The organism is Leisingera sp. (assembly GCF_982940295.1).
The window spans coordinates 20,346-45,147 of the sequence record NZ_CEYXRG010000005.1 but is presented as its reverse complement, the minus strand read 5'-3'; the positions used below and the strand labels follow the sequence as shown (position 1 = coordinate 45,147).

Genomic DNA, 24,802 nt, shown 5'->3' with positions numbered 1-24,802 from the left:
GTGCCCCTGCCCTTTGACCTCTCAATGGGCCAGGGGGCCTATCTGGCCGCCGCGTTGTTCGCGGCGGCCCTGATCCGGGGCTTTTCCGGCTTCGGGTTCTCCGCGATCTTCATCATCCTGGCGGCGCTGACCACCAATCCGCTGCCGCTGATCCCGGTGGTGTTTTCCTGCGAAATCGCCATGACCGCCCTTCAGGCCAGGGGGATCCGCCCGCATATCGACTGGCACCGGGCCATAGCCCTGCTGGGCGGGGCTGCCATCGCCACCGTTCCCGCCATCGCGATCATGGCGCGTCTGGGCGAACAGGAAGCGCGGCTGGCGATCTCCAGCCTGATCCTGGTGCTAAGCCTGGTGCTGCTGAGCGGCTGGCAGCTGGCGCGCCCGGTGGGGCGCAACGGCAATGTGGGTGTGGGCGCCATTGCAGGCATTGCCAACAGTGCCGGCGTTGGCGGCCTGCCGGTGGCGGCCTTTCTGACCGCGCAGCCGGTGCCGCCCGCGGTGTTCCGCGCCACCATGATCGTGTTCCTGACCGGCATCGACGTGATGGCGCTGCCGGTTATGGCCGCAAACGGGCTGGTTGGGCCGGAAACCCTGACCGGCATCCTGCTGGCCTTTCCCATTCTGGGTCTCGGCATCTGGGCCGGGTCTCATGGCTTCCAGGCGGTCTCCCAAAGGCTGTTCCGCCGCGCGGTGGTGCTGATGCTGACCGCGCTGTCACTGATCAATATCGCTCGGCTGGCGCTCTGACCGCCCGCCCTGCCCCGAAACCGCTGTTACAGGACGCACGCCCGTGACCCAGACCTCGTCCCCGCTCGAACTGCTGCAGGCTGAAGCCCCCGCATCACGTCCCGTCGTCGTGCTGAGCGAAGGCACCGATCCCCGCGTCGTTGCGGGTGCCCTGGCGGCGCATCGGGCCGGTATCGCCGATGTGATCCTGGTCGGTCCGCAGGCTGAGGTAGAGGCTGCCCTGCAGGCCGAAGGCGCCCGCGCCGGCAAGGGCGTGGCGATCCATGACCCGGCAACCTCGGAGCTGACTGAGGCCTTCGCGGCCGAGTATTTTGAGCTTCGCAAACACAAGGGCGTTGATGCGGCCAAGGCCCGCGCCGCCGCCGAAACCCCGCTGGTCTATGCTGCCATGCTCGTGCGAATGGGCCATGCTGCCGGCACCGTCGGCGGTGCTGTTCATACCACCGGAGACGTGGTGCGCAGCGCCATTCAGGTGATCGGTATGGCGCCGGATGCGGGCATGGTCTCATCCTTCTTCCTGATGTACCCGCCCGAAGGCGCGCCCGCGGGCGCCCGGGCCATGCTCTATTCCGATTGCGGGCTGGTCATTGACCCCAGCCCTGCCGAGATGGTCTCGATCGCCGCCGCCTCCGCTCAATCGGCCCGCGCCCTGCTGCGGGTGGACCCCAAGCTTGCATTCCTCAGCTTCTCCACCACCGGCAGCGCCAAGCACCCCGCGGTGGACAAGGTGACCGAGGCCCTGAGCCTGTTCCGGGAAGCGCATCCTGACCTGCCGGCAGATGGCGAACTGCAATTTGACGCAGCCTTTGTGCCCGCGGTTGGAGAGCGCAAGTCGCCCGGATCCAGCGTCGCGGGCCAGGCCAACGTGATGATCTTCCCGAACCTGGATGCAGGCAACATCGGCTACAAGATCACCCAGCGGCTGGGCGGTTATTCCGCCATCGGCCCGGTCCTGCAGGGGCTGGCCAAACCGGCCAACGACCTGTCCCGCGGCTGCAGCGCCGAGGATGTCACCCAGATTATCGCCGTCACCATTCTGCAGGCGAACCCGTAAATCTACCCTTCGGGCGCAGCACACTCTTGACCAGAGGCCAGAATGTGCACCCCATGGGTCAATCAGGAAAGTTTCCCGCCATGTCCGTTCTGGCACAGATAACATCTCTGCAATCGGGTGAATTGCAAAACAAACTCCGCCAGCTCCTGCCAGGGGTGGCGGTTTCGGCGCTTGTGGCCGTCACTGCGCAGTTCCTTGCGGAGCATTACGCAACACCGGCCATGCTGCTGGCGCTGCTGCTGGGGATTGCCGTCAGCTTCCTGGGAGAAGAGGGCAAGACAGTGCCCGGCATTGCCTTTTCCGCCCGCTCGCTGCTGCGGCTGGGGGTGGCGCTCCTGGGGGTGCGGGTGTCGATGGTGCTGATGATGGGGCTTGGCTGGGACCTGATCGCGCTGGTCGTTGGCGGCGTGATCGCCACCATCGCGTTCGGCCTCGCCGTGGCCCGGTTCTTTGGCCACAAGTGGCGCTTTGCCTTTCTGACCGCGGGCTCCGTGGCGATTTGCGGCGCGTCGGCTGCGATGGCGATCAGTGCCATCCTGCCCCGAGATGAGCGCTCCGAGGAGCGGCTGATCTTTACCGTGATGGGCGTCACTGTGCTGTCGACCGTGGCGATGATCGCCTATCCGATCCTGGTGAACCTGCTGGAGCTGAACTCGATCCAGGCCGGTGTGTTCCTGGGCGGCACCATCCATGACGTGGCACAGGTGGTCGGCGCGGGCTTTTCGATTTCCGAGCAGACGGGCGACACGGCCACCCTGGTCAAGCTGATGAGGGTGGCGATGCTCGCCCCCATCGTGCTCGCGGCTTCGCTGATGATCCGCTCCTTCGCTGAGCTGCCCAGCGACGGCAAGCGGCCGCCAATCCTGCCGGGCTTTGTGATCGCATTTCTGGTGCTGGCCGGGCTCAACTCCTTTGGGCTGATCCCGTCGGCCGTTACCGAATTCCTCAGCCAGGCCTCGCGCTGGCTGCTGCTCACCGCGATTGCCGCGGTGGGAATGAAAACAAATCTGAAACAGGTCCTGGCCGTAGGAGGCGCGGCCATTGCCCTGATCATCGTCGAAACTCTGTTCATTGCCGGGCTGATCCTGGCGGGGATTGAGCTGTTGACCTGATCGGGGAGACCAGAAGGGAGGCCAGATGACATTCCAGCAACCCCGGGTGGACACGTCCCCCCCTGTATCCGATGAGGTGCGGAAAACCACCTGCTACATGTGCGCCTGCCGTTGCGGCATTAACGTGCACATGAAGGATGGAAAGGTCGCCTATATCGAGGGCAACCGCGACCACCCGGTGAACAAGGGTGTCCTGTGCGCCAAGGGGTCTGCGGGGATCATGCAGGTGAATGCCCCCTCGCGGCTGCGCGCCCCGCTCAAGCGGGTGGGGCCGCGCGGATCCGGCGAGTTCCGGGAGATTTCCTGGGACGAGGCGATCAGCACCGCCGTCGGCTGGCTGAACGAGCTGCACGAAACCGCGCCGCAGAAACTGGCCTTCTTCACCGGGCGCGACCAGAGCCAGAGCTTCACCAGTTTCTGGGCCCAGAATTTCGGCACTCCGAATTACGCTGCGCACGGCGGCTTCTGCTCGGTTAACATGGCAACCGCCGGCATCTACACGATGGGCGGCGCGTTCTGGGAATTCGGCCAGCCCGACTGGGAGCACACCAAGCTGTTCATGCTGTTCGGCGTGGCCGAGGATCATGACTCCAACCCGATCAAGATGGGCATCGGCAAGATCAAGAAGCACGGCGCGCGGGTGATCGGCGTCAATCCGATCCGTTCCGGCTATAATGCGGTGGCGGATGACTGGGTCGGCATCACCCCGGGCACCGACGGGCTGTTCATCCTGTCGCTGATCCACGTGCTGATGAAGGCGGGGAAGATCGACCTCGACTACCTCAGCCGCTACACCAACGCGCCGGTGCTGATCAACGCCTCCGAAGGCCCGGACAAGGGCCTGTTCCTGCGCGACGGTGACGGCAAGATGCTGGTGATCGACCGCAACACCGGCGAGCTCACGCCCTTTGACCAGCCCGGCGTGCGCCCGGACCTGACCGCGGTTTACGAGAAGGACGGCGTCACCCACCGCCCGGTCTTCCACCTGATGGCAGAGCGGTATCTGTCGCCGGACTACGCGCCCGAGGCTATTGCCGGCAAATGCGGCATCCCCGCCAAGCGCATCCGCGCCATCGCCGGCGAACTGGCCCGCGTTGCCTTTGACGAGGCGTTTGAACTGGACGTCGAATGGACCGACTTCCGCGGCGAGAAACACAGCAAGATGACCGGCCGCCCGGTGTCGATGCACGCGATGCGCGGGGTGTCGGCGCACGCCAACGGCTTCCAGACCTGCCGCGCGCTGCATGTGCTGCAGATCCTTCTGGGCACCGTTGAGGTGCCCGGGGGCTTCCGCTTTAAACCGCCCTACCCCAAACCGGTTGAGGCCCACCCCACCCCGCACGGCGACCGCCGACCCGGCCGCCCGCTGGATGGCCCGCATCTGGGCTTCCCGCGCGGCCCCGAGGATCTGCTGCTGGACGAAAACGGCAAGCCCCAGCGTATCGACAAGGCGTTCACCTGGGAAAACCCGATGTCGGCGCACGGGCTGATGCACATGGTGATCTCCAACGCCCATGCGGGCGATCCGTACAAGATCGACACGCTGTTCATGTACATGGCCAACATGTCGTGGAACTCCTCGATGAACACCAAGGGCGTGATGGAGATGCTGAGCGCCCGCAACGACGACGGCGGCTACATGATCCCGCACATCATCTACTCCGACGCCTACTCGTCGGAGATGGTTGCCTATGCCGATCTGATCCTGCCTGACACCACCTATCTGGAACGCCACGATTGCATTTCGCTGCTGGACCGTCCGATCTGCGAGGCGGATGCGGCCGCCGATGCGATCCGCTGGCCTGTGATCGAGCCCGACCGGGACGTGCGCGGTTTCCAGTCGGTGCTGATCGAGCTGGCCAACCGGATGAGCCTGCCGGGCTTCACCAACGATGACGGCAGCCCCAAGTGGAAGGATTACGCCGACTACATCGTCAACCACGAGCGCAAGCCCGGCATCGGCCCGCTGGCAGGCTTCCGCGGGCAAAACGGCGACAAGGAAGGCCGTGGCGAGGTGAACCCGGACCAGCTGAACCGCTACATCGAAAACGGCGGCTTCTATGTGGCGCATATCCCGGAAGGCGCGGATTACTACAAACCCTGGAATGCCGCCTATCAGGACTGGGCGGTGGGCATGGGGCTGTTTGACAGCCCGCAGCCCTATCTGTTCCAGCTTTACGCCGAGCCGATGCGCAAGTTCCAGCTCGCTGCCGAAGGCCACGGCGAGCGGCAGCCGCCGGAGCACCTGCGCCAGCGGGTCAAGGACGTGATGGACCCATTGCCGATCTGGTACGAGACCGACCAGCAGGGCAACGAGGGCTTCACCGTTAACGCGCTGACCCAGCGGCCGATGGCAATGTACCACTCCTGGGGCACCCAGAACGCCTGGCTGCGCCAGCTGCATGGCCGCAATCCGCTATATGTGCCGACCAAGCTGATGCGGGAGCACGGGCTGCAGGACGGCGACTGGGCCAAGGTCACCTCACCGCACGGCGAGATCACCGTGCCGGTGATGGAGATGGCGGCGCTCAACGAAAACACCGTCTGGACCTGGAACGCCATCGGCAAGCGCAAGGGTGCCTGGGCGCTGGAAGAAGACGCGCCGGAGGCCACCAAGGGTTTCTTGCTCAACCATCTGATACACGAGCTGCTGCCGCCCAAGGGCGACGGTATGCGGTGGGCCAACTCTGACCCGATCACCGGCCAGGCGGCCTGGTTCGACCTGAAGGTCAAAATCGAAAAAGCCGCCGCCCCGGACAGCCTGCAGGAAAGCCAGCCAGCCTTCCCGGCGCAGAAGTCGCCGGTCGGCACCGGCCCTGAGGAACTGAAATGGAAGGTCGGCAAATGATGGGAGCAATTTTCTTCGAAGAAAATTGCCAAGAAAATTGGAATTTTCTTGGCTCCGCACTCTGCACTGGGGGTACGCAATGACTGAGCTTCCCGCCAAGACAGACCGCAAGATGGGCCTGGTCATCGACCTGGACACTTGCGTTGGCTGCCATGCTTGCGTGATCTCCTGCAAGGGCTGGAACACCGAAAATTACGGTGCGCCGCTGAGCGATCAGGACCCCTATGGCGGCGATCCCTCGGGCACGTTCCTGAACCGGGTCCATTCTTATGAGATCCAGCCGGAGCAGGGCCATGCCCAGCTGATCCACTTCCCCAAATCCTGCCTGCACTGCGAAGACGCGCCCTGCGTCACCGTCTGCCCCACCGGCGCCAGCTACAAGCGTGCTGAGGACGGCATCGTGCTGGTGAACGAGGATCACTGCATAGGCTGCGGCCTGTGCGCCTGGTCCTGCCCCTACGGCGCGCGGGAACTGGACTTGGCCGAAGGTGTGATGAAGAAATGCACGCTCTGCGTTGACCGGATCTATAACGAGAACCTGCCGGAGGTGGACCGCATCCCCTCCTGCGTGCGGACCTGCCCGGCGGGTGCCCGCCACTTCGGCGATCTGGGCGACCCGGACAGCGATGTCTCCAAACTGGTGGCAGAGCGCGGCGGCATGGATCTGATGCCGGAAATGGGCACCAAACCGGTCAACAAATATCTGCCGCCCCGGCCCAAGGACAGGATCGAGGATCAGATCGACATCCTCGCCCCGCTGCTGGCACCGGTTGCCGAAGAGCCGCAGGGGTTTCTGGGCTGGCTGGACAAGGCGCTCGACAAGCTTCCGGGCCAATCTTCGGGAGGAGCGAACTGATGCATCCTGCACCATCCGTCATATTGTTCACCACCCTCTCCGGCCTGGGTTTTGGCCTGCTGTTCTTTCTCGGCCTTGGCCAGCCCGCAGTGACCGGCGCGGTGGCCTTTGTATTCTACGCCATCGCCTACGCGCTGGCCGTGGGCGGGCTGCTGGCCTCTACCTTCCACCTGGGCCGCCCGGAGCGGGCCTGGCGGGCGCTCACCCAGTGGAGGACCAGCTGGCTGTCCCGCGAGGGCATTTGTGCTGTTGCGGCGCTGATTGTCATGGGCCTATACGCGCTCGGCGCGGTCTTCCTGAACAGCCATTGGACACCTCTCGGCTGGATCGGTGCAGGCCTGAGCCTCGCCACCGTCTTCACCACCTCGATGATCTACACCCAGCTCAAGACCATCCCACGGTGGAACATGGAGCTGACACCCGCGGTGTTCCTCTCCTTCAGCCTGGCGGGCGGTGCGCTGCTGGCCGGGGCAGAAGGCTTGGCACCCTGGCTGCTGGCCATCGCAGGCGCGGTGCAGCTGGCCTACTGGGCCAAGGGCGACCGGGCGCTGGAAAACTCCGGAACCAATCTCGGCACGGCCACCGGCCTGGGGGACCGCGGCGCGGTGCGGGCCTTTGAGCCGCCGCATACCGGTTCCAACTACCTCTTGCGCGAGTTTGTGCATGTGGTGGGCCGCAAGCACGCGCAGAAGCTGCGGATCATTGCTTTTGCCCTCGGCTTTGCGCTGCCGCTGCTGCTGATCCTGACGCCGGTCCAGGGTTTTGCGGTCAAACATCTGTTTGCAGCCCTTGCAGTGCTCTCCCACCTCGCAGGCGTTGCGGTCTCGCGCTGGCTGTTCTTTGCCCAGGCCGAACATGTGGTCGGCCTCTACTACGGCAAACGCTGACACGATCCGGGGCGCCAGTCTCAGGTGCCCCGGAACTTTTTTCAGCATTTTTTCAGGCAGCATGTCACAAACCGCCCCGCTGCCTCGTCCTGTTCCTGAAGCCATCAGAAAGGAACAGATTGATGACCCCGCGCCTCGACACTTTCGCCGTCGCCCCCGACCTGTTTAAACCGATGCTGGAGCAGGAAAACCTGTTCAAGGACAGCGGCCTGGAGCACAGCCTGGTGGAGCTGGTGAAACTGCGCGCCTCGCAGATCAACGGCTGCGCTTTCTGCATCCACATGCACAGCCACGACCTGCGCGCCCATGGCGAAAGCGAAGACCGGATGCAGCTCTTGAACGCGTGGCGCGAGTCCAGCCTCTACTCGGGCCGCGAACGCGCCGCCCTGGCCTGGACTGAGGCGCTCACCCGGGTGGAAACCAGCGGTGCACCGGACGCGGATTACGAGGCTGTAGCGCAGCTGTTCTCCCCGCGAGAGCAGGTGGTTCTGACGCTGCTGGTCAGCGCGATCAACGCCTGGAACCGGATTGCAATCGGCTTCCGCACCCCGCATCCTGCCGCGCAGGAGGCCAATGCCGCGTGACCGCACCTGCACTAAATGACGGAACCGATGCGTTCCTGACCGCGCGGCCGCGATTATTCGCGGCCGCCTACCGCATGCTGGGCACCGTCAGCGACGCCGAGGACATCCTGCAGGACGCCTACCTGCGCTGGCAGACGGCACCGCAGGCAGAGGTGAAGGACGCCACAGGCTATTTGATGCGGATAACCACACGGCTGTGTCTCGACCAGCTGAAGTCCGCCCGCGCCCGGCGCGAGACTTATCCCGGCGAATGGCTGCCCGAGCCGCTGCTGACCGAAGACGCGACTGAGAAGCTCGATCACGACGTCTCGGTTGCGCTGCTTCTGGCGCTGGAAACCCTCTCACCGCTGGAGCGCGCCGCCTTTCTGCTGCATGACATTTTTGACAGCGCCTACGGCGAAATCGGTGCCGCGCTGAACCGCAGCCCCGATGCTTGCCGGCAGCTGGCCGCCCGGGCACGGCGCAAAGTCCAGCAGCTCCGGCCGCAGGCGCCTGCCGACCCGGATCAGGGGCGGGACTTGGCCGAAGCCTTTTTTCGCGCGTCCAAAACCGGAGACACCGCGGCGCTGACGCAGCTTTTGGCGCAGGATGTGCAGCTGATCTCCGATGGCGGCGGCAAGGCGATGGCCACGCTGAACCCGATTTACGGGCTGGAACGGGTGCTGCGGCTGTGCGAGGGGCTGGCCCGCAAAGCAGGGCGCAACCTGCCGGACCGCTGGCGGCTGTGCCAGCTGAACGGCCTGCCTGCCATTCTCAGCCGCGAACCGGACGGAATTCTTCAGGCGATAGCGCTGGAAGTCCGGAACGGGCGGATTGTCCGCATTTATGTAACGCGCAACCCGGACAAGATGCGGCATCTGGCGGACACGCTGAATTAGGCAGGAGGGGCCAGCCCCTCTTGCCCCTGCAGGGGCAATTCACCCCGGGATATTTTCAGCCAGATGAACAGAGGATCCCGGAAAGAAAGCGGGCGGCGCTCCGTGAGGAGGCCGCCCGGCAATTTCTGAATACGCCTGTGGTCAGAGCAGCCCCGCGTGGGCCATGGCAGCGTCAATGGCCGCCTTGGTGCTGTCTTCCAGAGTGGTCAGCGGCGAACGGACCTCTTCGCTGCACATGCCGAGTTTCGACAGTCCGTATTTGGCACCGGCCAAGCCGGGCTCGATGAAGATTGCCTCATGCAGCGGCATCAGCTTGTCCTGATACTCCAGCGCCTTGGCATAGTCGCCTGCCAGGGTTGCGGCCTGGAATTCGGCGCAGAGCTTCGGCGCCACGTTGGCGGTTACCGAAATGCAGCCGACGCCGCCGTGGGCGTTGAAGCCCAGTGCAGTGGCATCCTCGCCGGAAAGCTGGATGAAATCCGCACCGCAAGAGGCACGCTGCTGGCTGACGCGGGCCAGATCGCCGGTTGCGTCCTTCACACCCGCGATGCGCGGCAGCTTGGCCAGCTCACCCATGGTCGCAGGCGTCATATCGACAACCGAGCGGCCGGGGATGTTGTAGATGATGATCGGAATTCCGGCACAATCGTGGGCCGCGGTGAAATGCTGCACCATGCCGCGCTGGGTCGGCTTGTTGTAGTAGGGCGTCACAACCAGGGCCGCATCGGCGCCGACCTTCTCCGCGAATTCCACGAAGCGAATCATCTCGACGGTGTTGTTGGAGCCCGCACCGGCAATAACCGGCACCCGGCCTGCTGCGGCCTTGACCACTTCGGCGATGACAGTTTCATGCTCCTCGTGGGTCAGTGTCGGGCTTTCACCGGTCGTGCCGACCGGCACCAGGGCGCTGGAGCCCTCGGCAATCTGCCATTCCACCAAGCGTTTGAGCGCATCCAGATCCAGCTCGCCGTTCGAAAACGGGGTGACGAGTGCTGGCATAGAGCCTTTGAACATGGGCACGCTCCCTTTGCTGCAGGTGCAGGCGGCAATCCGCCGCCGTCAAGATACGGAATGCCGGTGATTTGAGTTGATACCGGCACGCCAATGAGTAACGTTCAAGCCTCTATCCCCGGACCGCTGGAAAATGCAAGAGATGACACGCATCCTGGCCCTTATTCTGCTGATATCCGCGGCTCTGCCCGCACCCCCCGCGCAGGCGCGCGATCTTGGCACCGCGCTGGAGCTGATGCGGTCCGAGAAATGGGACAGGGCCGCCCGCGAGGCCGGGGCACAGCGGAGCATTGCCCGCGATATCATCGAATGGCACCGGCTGCGCGCCGGGCTGGGGTCGGCGGGCGATGTGATGGCGTTTTTGCAGCGGCGCCCGGACTGGCCGGGGCTGGCTTATCTGCGGCGCCAGAACGAGGACGTGATTGCCGCCACCGGCCGCGAGACCATCCTGGCGTTTTATGCGGACGCGCGGCCGCAAACCGCCGAGGGCGCGCTGAGCCTGGGCAAGGCGCTGATTGACGATGGGCGGCGCGGCGATGGTGAGGCGGAGATCGTGCTGGCCTGGCGCACTATGGCGATGGGCAGCGCCATTCAGGATCTGTATCTGCGCGACTTCGCCAAACTGCTGAAGCCTCATCACACCGCGCGGCTGGACCGGCTGTTGTGGGAGGACCACCTTGTCAGCTCCAAGCGGATGCTGCCTCTGGTGCCCGAGGGCGAGCGCAAACTGGCGGAGGCGCGCATCGCCCTGCAGGAGCGCGCGCCCGGCGTTGATGCAAAGATCGAGGCCATTCCAGACCGGCTGCAGGGATCGGCGGGCCTCGCCTATGACCGGTTTGCCTGGCGCGACCGCAAACGGCTGCAGGACAGTGCCATTGCCATGATGATGGACCGCAGCACCAGCGCCGAAAGCCTGGGCGAGCCCGGCAAATGGCTGCGCCGCCGCCGCGATCTGGCCCGGCAGGTGATGCGGGACGGCGATCATGAGCGGGCCTATCAGCTGGCGGCCTATCACTTCTCTACCCCCGCAGACGGCTATGGCTATTCCGATTGCGAATGGCTGGCCGGCTACATCGCCCTGCAAAAGCTGCGCGACCCGGAACTCGCCGCAATGCATTTTGAGCGTTTCCTTGCCTCGGTCGAAACTCCGATCTCGATCGGCCGCGGCGGTTACTGGCTGGGCCGCGCATATGCTGCAATGGGCGAGGCCGACAAGGCGCATGAGGCCTATGCCAAGGGGGCAGAATATCAGACGTCTTTCTATGGGCTGCTGGCGGCCGAGAAACTGGGCCGGCCCTTTGACCCGGCGCTGGTGAAACCTGCACCGCTGCCGGATTGGCGGTCCGCGGGCTTCATGAAGTCCTCAGTGGCCGAGGCCGGTTTGCTGCTGCTCAAGGCGGATGATTTGGCGCTGGCCGAACGCTTCTTTACTCATCTGGTCGAGGACCTGCCGCCGGTGCAGGCGCGCCAGCTGGGGCAGATGGCGGTGGAGCTGAACCAGCCGCACCTGGCGGTGATGATCGCCAAACGTGCCGCCCGTGGCGGAGTGGAGCTGGAGGGCGCTTATTACCCGCTGCACCCCGTTGCCAGGCGGCAGCTGCCGATGGCCGAAGAAATGACCCTGGCGATTGCCCGGCGCGAAAGCGAGTTCGACCCGGCGGTGATCAGCCATGCCGGCGCGCGCGGGCTGATGCAGGTGATGCCTGCCACTGCAAAACTGGTGGCGACCGAGCTGGGCATCCTGGCGGGCCACAAAACCTCCCGCCTGACGGCGGAGTGGGACTACAACGCCAAGCTGGGGGCGAACTACCTGGCCGGGCTGGCCGGCAAGTTCCGCGGCAACGTGGTGATGATGGCCGCGGGCTACAACGCCGGGCCGCACCGCCCCGCGTCCTGGATGGAACGCTATGGCGATCCGCGCGGCGGCACCCCCGATATCATCGACTGGATCGAGCACATCCCGTTCAACGAGACCCGCAACTACGTGATGCGGGTCACCGAAAGCCTGCCGGTCTACCGAGCGCGGCTGGGCAAGACGCCGCTGCCGGTGCCGTTTTCGCAAGAACTGCGCGGCTCAACGCTTCACGCGTTCGCGCCATAGGGTGAACAGCCCCGCCGCGATGATGACCCCCGCGCCGATGGCCACATTGGTACGGATCACCTCGCCGAACACTGCCATGCCCAGGATCGCCGCCCAGATCAGGTGGAAATAGGCAAACGGCTGCACCGCGCTGGCCTCGGCCATCTCGTAGCATTTGATCAGCAGCCAGTGGCCGGTCACGCCGGAGACGCACAGAAGGGCCATCCAGAACCAGTCCCGCTGGCTCATCGGCTCCCAGAACCAGATGCCGATGGCGGTCATGAAGACCATGCCGGCGACCCCGGTCCAGAAGAAGCTGGTGGCGGTGCTGTCCTTGCGCGCGGCATAGCGGGTGACCAGGCCATACACGGCAAACATCAGCGCCGAGATAAAGGGGATCACCGCCGCCGGATTGAACACGCCCATGCCCGGCTGCAGGATTATCAGCACGCCGATCAGGCCGACCCCGATCGCCGCCCACCGCCGCCAGCCGACGCTTTCCCCCAGCACAGGGCCGCTGAGTGCAGCCACCAGCAGCGGATAGCAAATGAAAACGGCTTGGCTTTCGATCAGGCCGAGAATGGTAAAGCCGTAGACCGCCACGCAGATTTCGCCGACCAGAAGCACACCGCGGAAGATCTGCAGCCAAAGCTGATCGGTACGGGCGGCCTCCTTTATCCCGCCCTGCGCACGTGCTGCCAGAAACACCACAAAGGCGGCAAAGAACCAGTAGCGCACCATCACGACCATGTAGGTGTTATAGGTGCCCGCCAGATGGCGCGAGATACCGTCCTGCAGGGCAAAGACAATGGTCGCGCCGATCATCAGCAGGATGCCCAGCGGCACGTTGTTCTGCTGCACCCGGGGCTGGGGCAGGCTCTTGGCCTGTGGAACCATGCTCATCGCAGTACCGCCTTTGTCATATGCCGCTTTCGCCCGTAGCCGGGAATGCGGGTCACTTCGAATCCTGCCGCCTCCAGCCCGCGGCGCACGAACCCCGCCGCGGTATAGGTCGCAGCCGTTCCGCCCGGCGCGGTGTGCGCGGCAACCTGGGCCATCAGGGCCTCCTCCCACAGTTCGGGGTTCTTGGCCGGCGAAAACCCGTCCAGAAACCAGGCATCCGCCTGCCCTGTCCACTCCGGCAGCGACATCCGGGCGTCGCCCTGGATCACCTCCAGTTGCAGGCTGCCCAGATCGCAAGCCCCGGTGCCCTGCCACTTGGCCAGAAACCGCTCTGCCCACGGAGCGACCGCCGGAAACGCCTCCAGCGCCTTGGCCATGTCGGCAGGCGCCATCGGGAAGGCCTCGAAACTGGTGAAGCGCAGCGGCCCCGCCTGCCCCGCCGCCTCCCAGGCGCGCCAGACGGCCAGCATGTTGAGGCCGGTGCCAAAGCCCAGTTCGGCAATCCGGAACCCCGGCGCAAACCGGTCCGGCAGGCCGTTGCCCGCCAGGAACACATGCTCCGTTTCCGCCAGCCCGTCCTGGATCGAGAAATAGGGATCATCGAACTGATCCGACACCGGAACGGTGCCATCGCGCCAGCTGAGGCGGGCCTGCTGGTCTGCCATGCTATAATCCCCTAAGTGGTTGTCCGGAACGGCGCGACACTGGCGAAAGGAATACCAAATGGCAATGGCAGATGTAACGGTGCGCGGAGCGGGCATCTTCGGCCTGTCAATCGCCTGGCTCTGCGCCCGGCTCGGTGCAAAGGTGCAGGTGGTGGATCCTTACGGCGCAGGCTCTGGCTCCAGCGGCGGGCTGGTCGGCGCGCTGGCGCCCCATGTGCCGGAAAACTGGAACCCCAAGAAGCAGTTCCAGCTGGAAAGCCTGCTGATGGCCGAGAGCTTCTGGGAGGAAGTTGAGGCGACCGGCGGCGTTTCCCCCGGCTACGGGCGCACCGGACGGCTGCAGCCGATCAACGACGACCGCACGCTGGAGCTTGCCCGCCAGCGCGAACAAACCGCCCGCGAGTTCTGGAAGGACGAGGCCGAATGGCGCGTCTGCGAGGCCGCGTCCTTGGGTCCCTGGGTGCCGCCCAGCGCCACCGGCTATGTCATCCACGACACCCTCAGCGCCCGCATGCACCCGCGCCGCGCCTGCGCCGCACTGGTATCTGCCCTTGCGGTGATGGGCGTCGAGGTGCAGCCGGAAGCGCCCGATCAGGGCAAGGTGGTGCACGCCAAGGGCTATGCAGGTCTGCTGGAGCTGAACGAGCGTTTCGGCAAGACCATCGGCGGCGGCGTCAAGGGCCAGGCCGCGCTTCTGCGCTTCCACGAGGGCGAGGTGCCACAGCTTTACGCCGACAGCCTGCACATCATCCCGCACGCGGACGGCACCCTCGCCATCGGCTCCACATCCGAGCGCGAGTTCGAGGATGGCAAAACTACCGATGCCCAGCTCGACGACGTGATCGAGCGCGCCCGTGCCGCGGTGCCGGTGCTGCACGGCGCCGAGGTGATCGAACGCTGGGCCGGGGTGCGGCCCCGCGCCAAGTCCCGCGCGCCGATGCTGGGCGCCTGGCCCGGCCGCGACGGACACTTTATCGCCAACGGCGGTTTCAAGATCGGCTTCGGCATGGCCCCCAAGGCGGCCCTTGTGATGGCGGATCTTCTGCTGGAGGGTAAGGACAGCATTCCCGAGGGCTTCCGGGTCGAAGACAACCTTTAAGCCCAGCCCTTTCAGCCCTTTGACGGGTCAAGGGCGGCACAGCCGTCGCGCGGCACGCGCGGTTACCACTGACGCGTCAAAGAAGCCCTTACAATCGAACTCGCGCTTTGAAGAGCAAACCTGCTCTGCAAACGCTTCTCAGCCAAACCCCCGCGCCGCGCAGCGGCGCCACGCCCAAGCACCTAATCTGCCCTCTCAGGGCAGCTTGGGGCGCGGGAGCCCCTCGATTCAGCCTTTGGTAACCGCCACGGCACTCATGCACTGCCGCCCGTCCGGTCCGCGTACCCACAGGTCCTGGCCCTTGCGGCACAGCGTTGCGTTTTCGAAATGCATCAGCGGCGAGGACGCCCGGAAAGAGAACTCCGCCAGCGGTCCCATCAGCTCCTCCGCAAGCAGCATCAGATGCTGCGCGAGCAAGGGGCCATGCACCACCAGTCCCTCATACCCCTCAACATCACGGGCGTAGTCCAGGTCATAGTGGATCCTGTGCCCGTTGAAGGTCAGCGCCGAGTAGCGGAACAGCAGGGTTGAACTGAAGGACACCTCCCGCGCTTCCGTCTCATCGGTCCGCGCCACCGGCGGCACCGGTTTCGGCGCGACGGGGTCAGGGTCTTCGCGGTAGACCAGGTCATGCCATTCGGTGAGGCAGAGCCTCCCTTCTTGGCGGATCTCATGGCGCAGTGTCACCAGACCCAAGGGTCCGGTGCGGCCAGTCTTCTGCTCCGCTTTTTCCAGCACCGAGGACTTCTCTGCCGCAATCCCGGCCCGCAAAGCCCCCTCGAACCGCAGCCGTCCGCCAGCCCACATCCGGCGCGGCAGCCCCATGTCCGGAATCAGCCCGGCGCCGCCCACCTTGGGGTGGCCGTCTCGGCCCAGCGCCTCCGGCGGTAACGGTGCCCAGAAATAGAGCTGGTGAAAGAACGGCGGCAGCTCGCTGCCGGCGGTAATGTCCGGCGCCCGCCCCAGCGCCGCCTGAAACGCGGCGGCCCGGGCCGGGTCCATCATATCGGTCAGATGCTGCGCGGGGGCGGCGGCGGTATCACTGGTCATGCCGCCACCTTAGCCGCGCCCGGCCGCGAGGCAAGCTCAGCGGTCGAGCTCGGCGCGCAGTTTCTGCATCAGCTTGGTCAGCGTCGCCTCATACTGCTCGCTGGTCAGCCGGCCGGTCTCATCGAATTCCTTGCTGGAGCCTGCCAGATGCACCCCCGGACCGGGCAGCACGCGCGGCTGGAACGGCACCAGGAAACCGCGCAGCAGCGCCTGCGCCTGCTCGCCTCCCGCGCGGCCCGCCGCCGCCGACATCACCGCAACCGGCTTGTCCGCCCAAGGATTGCCCTCGGTCCGGCTCACCCAGTCGAGCGCATTCTTCAGCACCCCCGACGGCCCCTTGTTGTATTCCGGGGTGGAGATCACCACCGCGTTTGCCGCCGCAATCTGATCCGCAAGCTTCTGCACTGCGGGCGGGATACCATCCGCCGCCTCGGCGTCGCCATCATACAGCGGCAGATTCAGATCCGCCTCTGCCACCGACGCGGGCCCGAACACCCGTACCGCCTCCGCCAGCAGCTTGCGATTGGTCGCCTCGCGGCGCAGCGAGCCGGAAATGGTGAGCAATACGGGGTCAGCCATGGGAGATTCCTTCTGTTCGCGTCTCTGTTGCACCCATCATGCAGGAGACAGCCCCCGGTACGAAACAGCTATCGGCGCGCAGGCTATGTGCAGCGTTACGGCAATCGGGCCGGGAGCGCATAAAAAACAGCCCGCCCCACTGGGGGACGGGCTGCGAATACTGCCGTCAGGTGCCGGATCAGGCCGCCTGCGGGATCACCACCACCTCGACGCGGCGGTTACGGGCCTTGCCCTCCGGCGTCAGGTTGGAGGCCACGGGCTGCTCCTCGCCCCGGCCGATGATGCGCATGCGGTGGTAGGGCACGCCGCCGGCCTGGATGTGGCTGGCCACTGCGTTGGCGCGGCGCTCCGAGAGGCCCTGGTTGTAGCCGGCATCGCCATCGCTGTCGGTATGGCCGATCACCTGGATGGTGCTGTTGGGGTAGCGCACGAGGCTGTCGGCCACCCGGCGCAAATCACCCTGCACCGCCGGGGCCACCGCAGCGCTGTCGGTGGCAAAGGTCAGGTCATTGGGGAACGACAGGATCAGCCGGTCGCCGGTGTTGACAATGGTGATCGAGTCATTGGCGAGCGTCTGGCGCAGCTCGCGCTCCTGCGCGTCCAGCTGGTTGCCGATCACGCTGCCGGCGGCGGCACCGACCAGGGCACCGGTTGCCGCGCCAAGGCCACGGTCGGAATCATTGGCGATCGCACCGACACCCGCACCGATGAGGCCGCCCAGAACTGCGCCCTTCTGGGTGTTGCTGCCCGGCGTGCCGACGGTTGCGGGATCCGTACAGGCGCTCAGGCCCAGTGCTGCGGCGACAATACCAGCCGTGGTGAGTTTCATCTGCATCATCAAATTGCCTTCTGCTTTCTAAGGTCCGGGCGGTGCCCGGCGGTCGGGACGAATATCGTGCCGGCACCGCGCCTACTCAAGACAGGGTCTCGATGTTTCGGCGAAATACCGCGCAAAATCCGCGTAAACACCGCATTTTAGGGTGCAAAGGCAAAGTCCCAGCCCTCCTGTTCCATCCACAGTTTGCGCAAGGCACCGGCTTCAGGGGCAAAGCCGTCCTCCAGTATGCCCGCCGCGAGCATCCGGTCGGTGCGGAAGTGGCGGAAACCGCCGCGCAGTTCGCACCAGGCCGCCAGCATGGTGCAGTCGATATGATAGATCAGTGCCAGAGGCCGCAGGGTGCGGCAGCTCTCGCCGCTCTCCGGGCTGAGGTAGGTGAGCTGCAGCTTGCGGCTTTCCCGCACCGCCTGGCGCAGCAGCGCCTTGGAGACGCAGCCCTGCTCAGGGTCGTCCAACGGCGCGCCCCAGGGCGCCACCTGCAGCCAGTCGGCAGTTGCATGGACATCCTTGATCTTGTGGCTCACCCGCTGTGCCGCCTTCTGCAAGGCGCCGTCCCCGGTGCGCATCAGCATCGCCAGGCCGACATGCAGCGCCTCCAGCTCTTCCTCGTCGAAATTCAGCGGCGGCAAGTCGTAGCCGTTGCGCAGCATGTAGCCGATCCCCGCCTCGCCCTCCACTGGCGTGCGCATCGCTTGCAGCGCTGAAATATCGCGGTAGATCGTGCGTTTGCTGACCTCCAGGGCCTCCGCAAGGTCCTCCGCCCGCACCGGTGCCGTGGCGGTGCGCAGGATCTGGATGATTTCAAACAAGCGGCCGGTGCGGGGCATGGGGCAGGCTCCAGTGACAGTCTGCTGACACTCTAGCACATACCACTGACAACAGCCTGTCAGCAGTGCTATGGTTTTCTGGCCTCCTCAAGAAGGAGAAACCCCATGCTGAGTTACGACTGGATCGTGCTGATCACCCTGGGACTGGACCGCTGGGAATCCCAGCGCCGCCCATTGGTCCCGCATGAAATTGAGCTTGAGGCAGCGCGCAGGCGCCACGAGACGCAACAGGCGGCCAAGCCCGCCCGCCAAGGATTCCTGGAGCACCTGTTCAGCCGGCGGCGCGCACTTCCTGCGCCGCGCTGTCCTCGTCCCGCGCGGCCTCGTAAGCAAGCATCGCGCGTTTGACCGGCAGGCCCCAGTGGTAGCCTCCCAGCGCCCCGGACTTGCGCAAGGCACGGTGGCAGGGGATCAGCCAGCTGACCGGGTTGCGCCCCACCGCCGTGCCAACGGCCCGAACCGCCTTGGGAGAGCCGATCGCCTGGGCCAGCTCAGAGTAGGTCGTGACATGGCCGGAGGGGATGCGCAGCAGCGCCTCCCAGACCTTGATCTGCAACGGCGCGCCGATCATGTGCAGCGCGGTCTCACCCTTCTGGGCAAAGGCTGCCTCCGCCAGCGGGCGCAAATATACTGGATCCTCAACAAACTCCGCCTGCGGCCAGCGGGCGCGCATATCGGCCATCGCTGGCTCTGCCCCGGTTTCGGCAGCAAAGGCCAGCCCGCAGATGCCCTTTTCGGTTCCCATCACCAAGGCCAGGCCAAAAGGACTGTCGAACCAGCCCCAGAAGATCCGCAGGCCACCGCCCTTGCGCGCATACTCGCCGGGGCTCATCGCCTCCCAGCGCAGGAACAGGTCGTGCAGCCGCCCGGACCCGGACAGCCCCACCGCGTGCGAGGCCTCCAGCGTGGTGAACCGGTCGCGCAGCAGCGCTTTGGCATGACCCAGCCTCAGGTACTGCTGGTAGCGCTTGGGAGAGACGCCAACCCACGCCGAGAACAGCCGCTGGAAATGCGCCGGGCTCATGTCCATACGAGTGGCCAGCTGCTCCAGCGTCAGATCCTCGCCGCCATCGTCGATCAGCTCAATCGCCCGCCGCATGACGCCGTAATGATAGGTGTTTTCCCGCGCTTCGATATTCATCGCTGTGTCCTTCGGCTGTCTTGAGTGCCAAGGTACCGCGCGCGCGGCCGGCATTCGACCCGGAACTTGCGAAATCCCCCGCCCCGCGTGCTAGCTTCGCAAAGGGAGGCCGGGCCATGATCATTGCAGTGCTGGACGATGCGGGAAGGCTGTTGCGCGATGACGCGCCAGAAGCCGTCTTTCCCTGGTGGAGCTTCACCAAGCCGGCCATTGCAGCGCTGGTCCTGCAAGCAGCTGAAAACGGGCTGCTTGAACTTGATGCACCGCTGCCCGGCTGGCCTTTCACCACGCAGCAACTGCTGCAGCACCGCGCGGGCCTGCGCGACTATGGCCCCCTGCCCGCCTACAAGGCCGCAGTCGCGGGCCGCCAGCCTCCTTGGCCCGCCAGCCGCCTTCTGGCCGAGGCCCGCGCCAGTGAGCTTGCTTATCCCTCTGGTGAGGGCTGGCTGTACTCGAACCTCGGCTATCTGCTGCTGCGCCTTCAGCTGGAAGAGCTGCACGGCTGCGGACTGGCGGAAATCCTGCAGCAGCACATCCTCCGCCCCCTGGGCCTCAGCGCCTGGCTGGCCCAAACAGCCGCGGATTTCGAAGTCCTGCACTGGGAGGCAGACGGATACCACCCCGGCTGGGTCTATCACGGCTGCCTGACTGGGACGGCCTCGGATGCCGTTCTGCTGCTGCATGGGCTTTTGAACGGCAAATTGCTCAGCCCCGCTGCTCGCGCGGCCATGCTGGACCAGCAGATGCGGGCGGGCCCTATTCCCGGCCGGGTGTGGCTCGAGACCGGCTACGGTCTTGGCATCATGAACGGCACGGCAGAGGGCGCGGGCCGCATCATCGGCCACACCGGCTGCGGCCCTTTCTGTGCCAATCTGGTCGCGCAGTTCCCGGATCTACCCGGGCGGCCGATCGCAGCGGTCTTTGCCGAAGGCGGCGACGAAACACCCGCCGAATTCGCCGCGGTGCAGGCTGCGCTGGAGGTTGCCGGGCCGCCCTCGCGAAACACCCGGTAATCGGATTTTCAGAGACAAAATAAATTGCGCTTTAAGGTCTGACCTGTACATATGGCGCGCGATGGCCAAGCAACTCGATTATCATACGCTCCGCGAGATCTTCACGCGGTTCCAGGCAGCTGAGCCCGAACCCAAGGGCGAGCTGGAGCATGTCAACGCCTACACGCTGGTGGTGGCGGTGGCGCTGTCGGCACAGGCCACAGACGCCGGCGTGAACAAGGCAACCCGCGAATTGTTCAAAATCGCGGACACTCCGCAGAAAATGCTGGACCTGGGCGAGGAACGCCTGATCGAGCATATCAAGACCATCGGCCTTTACCGCAACAAGGCCAAGAATGTGATCAAGCTGTCAAAGATCCTGGTGGAGGACTACGGCGGCGAGGTGCCCAATTCCCGCGCCGCACTGCAGTCCCTGCCGGGTGTCGGGCGCAAGACCGCCAATGTGGTCCTGAACATGTGGTGGAAGCAGCCCGCGCAGGCGGTGGATACCCATATCTTCCGCGTCGGCAACCGCTCCGGCATCGCGCCGGGCAAGGACGTGGATGCGGTCGAACGCGCGATAGAGGACAATATCCCCGCCGATTTTCAGCAGCACGCCCATCACTGGCTGATCCTGCATGGCCGCTACCACTGCAAAGCGCGCAAGCCGATGTGCGGCAGCTGTCTGATCCGCGACCTCTGCATGTATGAGGACAAGAACCTGTGAGCCGCAGGCGCAGATATTCAGCCGCGACCCTGCCGCCCAGTCACCTGACTGAAGCCGGCATTTCCGTTTCTCAAGACAAGCCCGCCGGACCCGGCGCAACACTCCCCGAGGAGGGCAGCCTATGACCAAAACCTATCAGCTCGTCGGTATCGGCAACGCCGTCGTCGATGTGATCGCGCAATGCGAGGACAGTTTCCTGGCCGAACAGGGCATCGAAAAAGGCATCATGCAGCTGATCGAACGCGACCGCTGCGAGGATCTTTATGCGGCGATGGGAAACCGGGTGCTGACCCCCGGCGGCTCTGTGGCGAACACCATTGCCGGCGCCGGCGCGCTGGGGCTGGAGGCCGCCTTCATCGGCCGGGTCCGCGACGATGCACTGGGAAGTTTCTATGCCGATGCGATGAACAACGAGGGCGTGGCTTTCGTGAACCCGCCGGTTGCCGACGGCGAGCTGCCGACCTCGCGGTCGATGATTTTTGTGTCGCCGGACGGTGAGCGTTCGATGAACACCTACCTGGGCATTTCCTCGGAGGTGAGTTCAGCAGACGTGCCGCAAGAGGTGGCCGGCAATGCTCAGATCATGTTCCTGGAGGGCTACCTGTTTGACAAGGACAAGGGCAAAACAGCCTTCCTGGAGGCCGCACGCGACTGCCGCGAGGGCGGCGGCAAGGTCGGCATCTCGATCTCCGATCCGTTCTGCGTCGAACGCCACCGGGCCGATTTCCTGAATCTGATCGCCAACGAGCTGGATTTCGTGATCGGCAACCAGGACGAGATCTGCGCCCTGTTCGAAACCAGCGACCTGGAAGACGCGATGGCAAAGACTGCTGCGATCTGCCCGCTGGTGGTCTGCACCCGCTCCGGCGACGGGGTCACAGTTCTGAACGAAGGTGTGCGGGTCGACGTTCCGGTCGAGACGATCGTGCCGGTGGATGCCACCGGGGCAGGCGACCAGTTTGCCGCCGGGTTCCTGTTCGGCATGGCCACTGGCCGCAGCATGGAAATCTGCGCGCGGATGGGCTGCATCTGCGCGGGCGAGGTGATCCGCCACATCGGCCCGCGCCCGGAAACCCAAGTGCTGCACCTGCTGGAAGAGGCCGGGCTGGTTTAAGGGCAGCCAGCGGCTCCCGCCCGTCGAAACCGCACCTGACGGTGCAATTTCTCCCGTTGGGCGTGGGGGCGGGGGGGGGCGCCCCCCCCCCCCCCCCCCCCCCCCCCCCCGCCCGCCGTCCGCAGGACGCAAGGGCGTCAGCCCGCGCAGGATCACAGGCTCAACCCGGGTGATCCGTTTCAGATTGATCGGCTGCCGCCTGAGCCTTGCTCAGAAGCCCGGTCAAGGCCTCCACTTCCTCAGCACTCAGCCCTGCGAGCAGCCGTGTCTGGGTCTGCACATGCGCTGTCACCGCCCGATCGATCAATGCAAACCCCTCCTCCGTCAGTCCGACCAGGAAACTGCGACTGTCTTCCGGGTTCACCTCACGCTTGACCAGCCCGTCCGCTTCCAGCCGGTCAATCCGGTTGGTCATGGTGCCGGAGGCCACCATCGTCGCCTTCAGCAGTTCCCCCGGTGACAACGTGAAGGGGGCTCCGGAGCGGCGCAAGGTGGCCAGCACATCGAACTTGGCCGCGTTCAGCCCGAATTCTGCGAAAGTCTTATGCATCCCCCGCTGATAAGCCAGGTACAGCCGCGCCACCCGGCCGATAACCCCCATGGCCGTGACATCCAGGTCCGGCCGCTCTCGTCCCCATTGCTGGGTGATAAAATCCACATGGTCCATGCAACTGGTTTAGGCCTTTACATCTTGACGTCAAGATAAAATGCATTATCTCGACTTCAAGACAAGGAGAGACACATGCCCATCCGGACCCTTTTGCTGACGGCGCTGGCCCCTGCCATTTGGGGCAGCAGCTATATCGTGACGACAACCCTCCTGCCCGGCCACTCGCCGCTGGTGGTGGCCCTTCTGCGGGCACTGCCTGCGGGGCTTTTGCTGTTGCTGCTGGTGCGCCAGCTGCCGCCGCTCAAATGGCTGCCGCGGCTGTTGGTTCTGGGCGCGCTGAATTTCTCGCTGTTCTGGGTGCTCTTGTTCCTGTCGGCTTACCGCCTGCCCGGTGGTGTTGCCGCGACCTTGGGCGCGGTGCAGCCGCTGATCGTGGTATTCCTGTCGGCGCTTTTGCTGAAGACGCAGATCCGCGCCGCCGCCGTCGCTGCCGCCCTTCTGAGCATGGCAGGCGTCGCACTGCTGGTTCTCACACCAGCGGCCAAGCTCGACACGCTGGGCGTTTTTGCTGGGCTTGGCGGCGCGGTTTCGATGGCCGCAGGCGTGGTGCTGACCCGCAAGTGGCAGCCGCCGGTGCCGCCCCTCACCTTCACCGCCTGGCAGCTGACCGCGGGCGGGTTGCTGCTGGTCCCCGTTGCGCTGTGGGCGGTGCCGGAGCTGCCCGTCTTCACCGCCGCGAACATCCTCGGTCTCGCATATATGAGCCTGATCGGCGGTGCGCTGACCTACATCCTGTGGTTCAGCGGACTGGCCCGGATCGACCCATCGCAGGTTTCGCTGCTGGGTGTGCTCAGCCCGCTTTCCGCGGTGATCCTCGGCTGGCTGCTGCTGGGGGAAACGCTGACGCCCAACCAGACGCTGGGTGCGCTGCTGGCGCTGTTCAGCCTGTGGCTTGGCCAATCCCGGCTGCAGCTGCGCGCGAAACGCGCCGCAGCCCCGGCAGAGTAACCCCCGTCACCGCGGCATAGCGGGCTCACAGGCCCCGCCGCGGTGGCACTCCAGCACCTGCCGCCGGACTTCGGCAGTGTCAGCAAAAACAGACCCTCCGCAGGCAGCCGCGCGGACCATCAGCTCCTGCCCGCGCTGCTCGGCAAACAAAACATAATCCGCACCGGACGTCATGCCGCCGCACCAGGGGCCGAGGCATTCCACCTCCAGCACCGCCGGAACATTGACCCGCCCGGAGAAATACTTGCCTTCCAGCATCTTGCCCGAGAGCTGTGCCGGAATGCGGGTCAGCGGCGGAGTGTCGTTCGGATCGTCCGAATGAGACTGCGGCAGCAGGCTTTCGTCGAACCGCAGTTTGCCCGCGATGACGTTGTAGACGCTGTCCGACTGTGCGGCGTGCAGATAGGCGTCGGCAGGTCCCCACGGAAGACAGCTAAGAGCCGCGGCGGGGCTTGCAGACATTGCCGAAACGAACGCCGCGGCCAAAACTCCCAGGGCAGCGCCTGGCCTTGGGAAGGTGCGAAGCGCCTTCCCAGGGGAAAGGTCAGACGCTGCCCGGCCTGCCCGCCGGGCGAAACATCCGGCAAGAAACCCCGGCAATCCCATCTCACAAGTACTCCCGGAACTCAGCCACCACCCGCGCATAGACCTCGCGCTTGAAGGGCACGATCTTCTCCACCAGGCTTTCGACCGGCTGCCAGCACCAGGCGGAGAATTCCGGGTGGTCGGTCTCGATATTGACCTGATCATCGGTCCCCAGGAACCGCATCAGATACCACTTCTGCTCCTGCCCGCGGTACTTGCCGCCCCAGAAACTGGGCACAACATCGTGCGGCAGGTCATAAGGCAGCCAGCCATTGCTTTCCGCAATGATCTCCACCAGCTCCGGCGCGACGCCGGTTTCTTCCTCCAGCTCGCGCAAGGCCGCAATCCGCGGGTCCTCTCCGGCATCAATCCCGCCCTGCGGCATCTGCCAGGCGTCCTGGTAACGGTCCTTGCGCTGGCCGACAAACACCGCGCCCTCGGCATTGATCAGCATCACCCCGACATTCGGGCGGTAGGGCAGCTTGGCAATATCTTCCGGCGTCATCCGGCTCTCCTCAGTATACGCTGGAACAACCTTAGACCGCTTGCCGCCGGGGCACGCAAGAGGGTGACGCGGCGTTTGCCCGTGACAAGCCGCCCCCGCCTC

At 65.3% G+C, this 24,802-nt stretch carries 25 protein-coding genes; 14 read left to right on the top strand and 11 right to left on the bottom strand.

The features are described 5' to 3' along the window. From AC4HIX_RS06220 to AC4HIX_RS06185, 8 genes are all read left to right on the top strand, one after another. Positions 1–747 carry a TSUP family transporter gene (locus tag AC4HIX_RS06220; RefSeq protein ID WP_490398318.1) on the top strand — a complete coding sequence of 249 codons (747 nt, stop codon included), beginning with the start codon at positions 1–3 and terminating at the stop codon, positions 745–747. A gap of 43 nt (positions 748–790) precedes the next feature. Then, positions 791–1,801 carry a phosphate acetyltransferase gene (pta, locus tag AC4HIX_RS06215; RefSeq protein WP_490398317.1) on the top strand — a complete coding sequence of 337 codons (1,011 nt, stop codon included), beginning with the start codon at positions 791–793 and terminating at the stop codon, positions 1,799–1,801. 80 nt (positions 1,802–1,881) lie between these two features. Next, positions 1,882–2,913, top strand: coding sequence for a YeiH family protein (locus AC4HIX_RS06210; RefSeq protein ID WP_490398316.1), 1,032 nt, complete (start codon positions 1,882–1,884; stop codon positions 2,911–2,913). Between the two features lie 25 nt (positions 2,914–2,938). Beyond that, on the top strand, positions 2,939–5,761 hold the full coding sequence (locus tag AC4HIX_RS06205) for a molybdopterin oxidoreductase family protein (protein WP_490398315.1): 2,823 nt from the start codon (positions 2,939–2,941) through the stop codon (positions 5,759–5,761). Between the two features lie 79 nt (positions 5,762–5,840). Beyond that, positions 5,841–6,617: a 4Fe-4S dicluster domain-containing protein gene (locus AC4HIX_RS06200; RefSeq protein WP_490398314.1), complete on the top strand. Its 777-nt coding sequence runs from the start codon at positions 5,841–5,843 to the stop codon at positions 6,615–6,617. Further along, the gene (locus AC4HIX_RS06195; protein ID WP_490398313.1) at positions 6,617–7,504 is read left to right on the top strand and encodes a dimethyl sulfoxide reductase anchor subunit family protein; all 888 of its coding nucleotides are present in this window, start codon (positions 6,617–6,619) and stop codon (positions 7,502–7,504) included. Before AC4HIX_RS06200 ends, AC4HIX_RS06195 begins: the two co-directional genes overlap by 1 nt. Positions 7,505–7,626: 122 nt before the next feature. Beyond that, complete coding sequence (locus AC4HIX_RS06190) at positions 7,627–8,088, top strand: carboxymuconolactone decarboxylase family protein (protein ID WP_490398312.1); 462 nt, start codon at positions 7,627–7,629, stop codon at positions 8,086–8,088. Continuing rightward, positions 8,085–8,966: a sigma-70 family RNA polymerase sigma factor gene (locus tag AC4HIX_RS06185; RefSeq protein ID WP_490398311.1), complete on the top strand. Its 882-nt coding sequence runs from the start codon at positions 8,085–8,087 to the stop codon at positions 8,964–8,966. Before AC4HIX_RS06190 ends, AC4HIX_RS06185 begins: the two co-directional genes overlap by 4 nt. 141 nt (positions 8,967–9,107) lie before the next feature. On the opposite strand, the gene dapA is transcribed toward AC4HIX_RS06185, so the two are convergent. Next, positions 9,108–9,980 carry a 4-hydroxy-tetrahydrodipicolinate synthase gene (gene dapA, locus AC4HIX_RS06180; protein WP_490398310.1) on the bottom strand — a complete coding sequence of 291 codons (873 nt, stop codon included), beginning with the start codon at positions 9,978–9,980 and terminating at the stop codon, positions 9,108–9,110. A gap of 139 nt (positions 9,981–10,119) precedes the next feature. Here dapA and AC4HIX_RS06175 point away from each other — a divergent pair, with 139 nt between their 5' ends. Continuing rightward, positions 10,120–12,078, top strand: coding sequence for a lytic transglycosylase domain-containing protein (locus AC4HIX_RS06175; protein ID WP_490398309.1), 1,959 nt, complete (start codon positions 10,120–10,122; stop codon positions 12,076–12,078). On the opposite strand, the gene AC4HIX_RS06170 is transcribed toward AC4HIX_RS06175, so the two are convergent. Continuing rightward, positions 12,052–12,960 carry a DMT family transporter gene (locus AC4HIX_RS06170; RefSeq protein WP_475049641.1) on the bottom strand — a complete coding sequence of 303 codons (909 nt, stop codon included), beginning with the start codon at positions 12,958–12,960 and terminating at the stop codon, positions 12,052–12,054. The two genes, AC4HIX_RS06175 and AC4HIX_RS06170, sit on opposite strands and share 27 nt — an antisense overlap. Then, positions 12,957–13,625 (bottom strand): tRNA (5-methylaminomethyl-2-thiouridine)(34)-methyltransferase MnmC2, encoded by a 669-nt coding sequence (gene mnmC2, locus AC4HIX_RS06165; RefSeq protein WP_490398308.1) that lies wholly within the window; start codon positions 13,623–13,625, stop codon positions 12,957–12,959. The genes AC4HIX_RS06170 and mnmC2 overlap by 4 nt, the downstream gene beginning before the upstream one ends. A 58-nt stretch (positions 13,626–13,683) precedes the next feature. Between mnmC2 and AC4HIX_RS06160 the strand changes: the two genes are divergently transcribed. Further along, entirely contained in the window at positions 13,684–14,724 is a 1,041-nt protein-coding gene (locus tag AC4HIX_RS06160) for an NAD(P)/FAD-dependent oxidoreductase (protein WP_490398307.1), read from the top strand. 228 nt (positions 14,725–14,952) lie between these two features. Here the strand turns inward: AC4HIX_RS06160 and AC4HIX_RS06155 are convergent, their stop codons facing one another. From AC4HIX_RS06155 to AC4HIX_RS06135, 5 genes are all read right to left on the bottom strand, one after another. After that, on the bottom strand, positions 14,953–15,774 hold the full coding sequence (locus AC4HIX_RS06155) for an HTD2 family dehydratase (protein WP_490398306.1): 822 nt from the start codon (positions 15,772–15,774) through the stop codon (positions 14,953–14,955). 36 nt (positions 15,775–15,810) lie between these two features. After that, positions 15,811–16,353: an NADPH-dependent FMN reductase gene (locus AC4HIX_RS06150; RefSeq protein ID WP_490398305.1), complete on the bottom strand. Its 543-nt coding sequence runs from the start codon at positions 16,351–16,353 to the stop codon at positions 15,811–15,813. A 178-nt stretch (positions 16,354–16,531) separates the two neighbouring features. Then, a complete protein-coding gene (locus tag AC4HIX_RS06145; RefSeq protein WP_475049629.1) occupies positions 16,532–17,191 on the bottom strand; it encodes a YiaD family glycine zipper/OmpA-like lipoprotein in 660 nt (219 codons plus the stop codon). A gap of 137 nt (positions 17,192–17,328) precedes the next feature. Beyond that, positions 17,329–18,018: a helix-turn-helix transcriptional regulator gene (locus tag AC4HIX_RS06140; protein WP_475049626.1), complete on the bottom strand. Its 690-nt coding sequence runs from the start codon at positions 18,016–18,018 to the stop codon at positions 17,329–17,331. Positions 18,019–18,289: 271 nt separating this feature from the next. Continuing rightward, positions 18,290–19,159, bottom strand: coding sequence for a methylated-DNA--[protein]-cysteine S-methyltransferase (locus tag AC4HIX_RS06135; protein WP_475049625.1), 870 nt, complete (start codon positions 19,157–19,159; stop codon positions 18,290–18,292). 116 nt (positions 19,160–19,275) lie between these two features. Between AC4HIX_RS06135 and AC4HIX_RS06130 the strand changes: the two genes are divergently transcribed. The 3 genes from AC4HIX_RS06130 to AC4HIX_RS06120 all read left to right on the top strand — a co-directional run bounded on the left by AC4HIX_RS06130 (position 19,276) and on the right by AC4HIX_RS06120 (position 21,992). Further along, complete coding sequence (locus AC4HIX_RS06130; RefSeq protein WP_490398304.1) at positions 19,276–20,172, top strand: serine hydrolase domain-containing protein; 897 nt, start codon at positions 19,276–19,278, stop codon at positions 20,170–20,172. Positions 20,173–20,233: 61 nt separating this feature from the next. Continuing rightward, the gene (gene nth, locus AC4HIX_RS06125; RefSeq protein ID WP_475049621.1) at positions 20,234–20,878 is read left to right on the top strand and encodes an endonuclease III; all 645 of its coding nucleotides are present in this window, start codon (positions 20,234–20,236) and stop codon (positions 20,876–20,878) included. A gap of 121 nt (positions 20,879–20,999) precedes the next feature. Beyond that, positions 21,000–21,992, top strand: coding sequence for an adenosine kinase (locus tag AC4HIX_RS06120; protein WP_490398303.1), 993 nt, complete (start codon positions 21,000–21,002; stop codon positions 21,990–21,992). 160 nt (positions 21,993–22,152) lie between these two features. On the opposite strand, the gene AC4HIX_RS06115 is transcribed toward AC4HIX_RS06120, so the two are convergent. Next, positions 22,153–22,659 (bottom strand): MarR family winged helix-turn-helix transcriptional regulator, encoded by a 507-nt coding sequence (locus AC4HIX_RS06115; RefSeq protein WP_475049618.1) that lies wholly within the window; start codon positions 22,657–22,659, stop codon positions 22,153–22,155. Between the two features lie 75 nt (positions 22,660–22,734). On the opposite strand from AC4HIX_RS06115, the gene AC4HIX_RS06110 reads away from it, so the two are divergent. Next, positions 22,735–23,610, top strand: coding sequence for an EamA family transporter (locus AC4HIX_RS06110; RefSeq protein WP_490398302.1), 876 nt, complete (start codon positions 22,735–22,737; stop codon positions 23,608–23,610). A gap of 6 nt (positions 23,611–23,616) precedes the next feature. Here AC4HIX_RS06110 and AC4HIX_RS06105 read toward each other — a convergent pair whose 3' ends face one another. After that, positions 23,617–24,072 (bottom strand): hypothetical protein, encoded by a 456-nt coding sequence (locus AC4HIX_RS06105; RefSeq protein ID WP_490398301.1) that lies wholly within the window; start codon positions 24,070–24,072, stop codon positions 23,617–23,619. Positions 24,073–24,217: 145 nt separating this feature from the next. Next, on the bottom strand, positions 24,218–24,700 hold the full coding sequence (locus AC4HIX_RS06100; RefSeq protein ID WP_490398300.1) for an RNA pyrophosphohydrolase: 483 nt from the start codon (positions 24,698–24,700) through the stop codon (positions 24,218–24,220). Between the last annotated feature and the right edge of the window lie 102 nt (positions 24,701–24,802).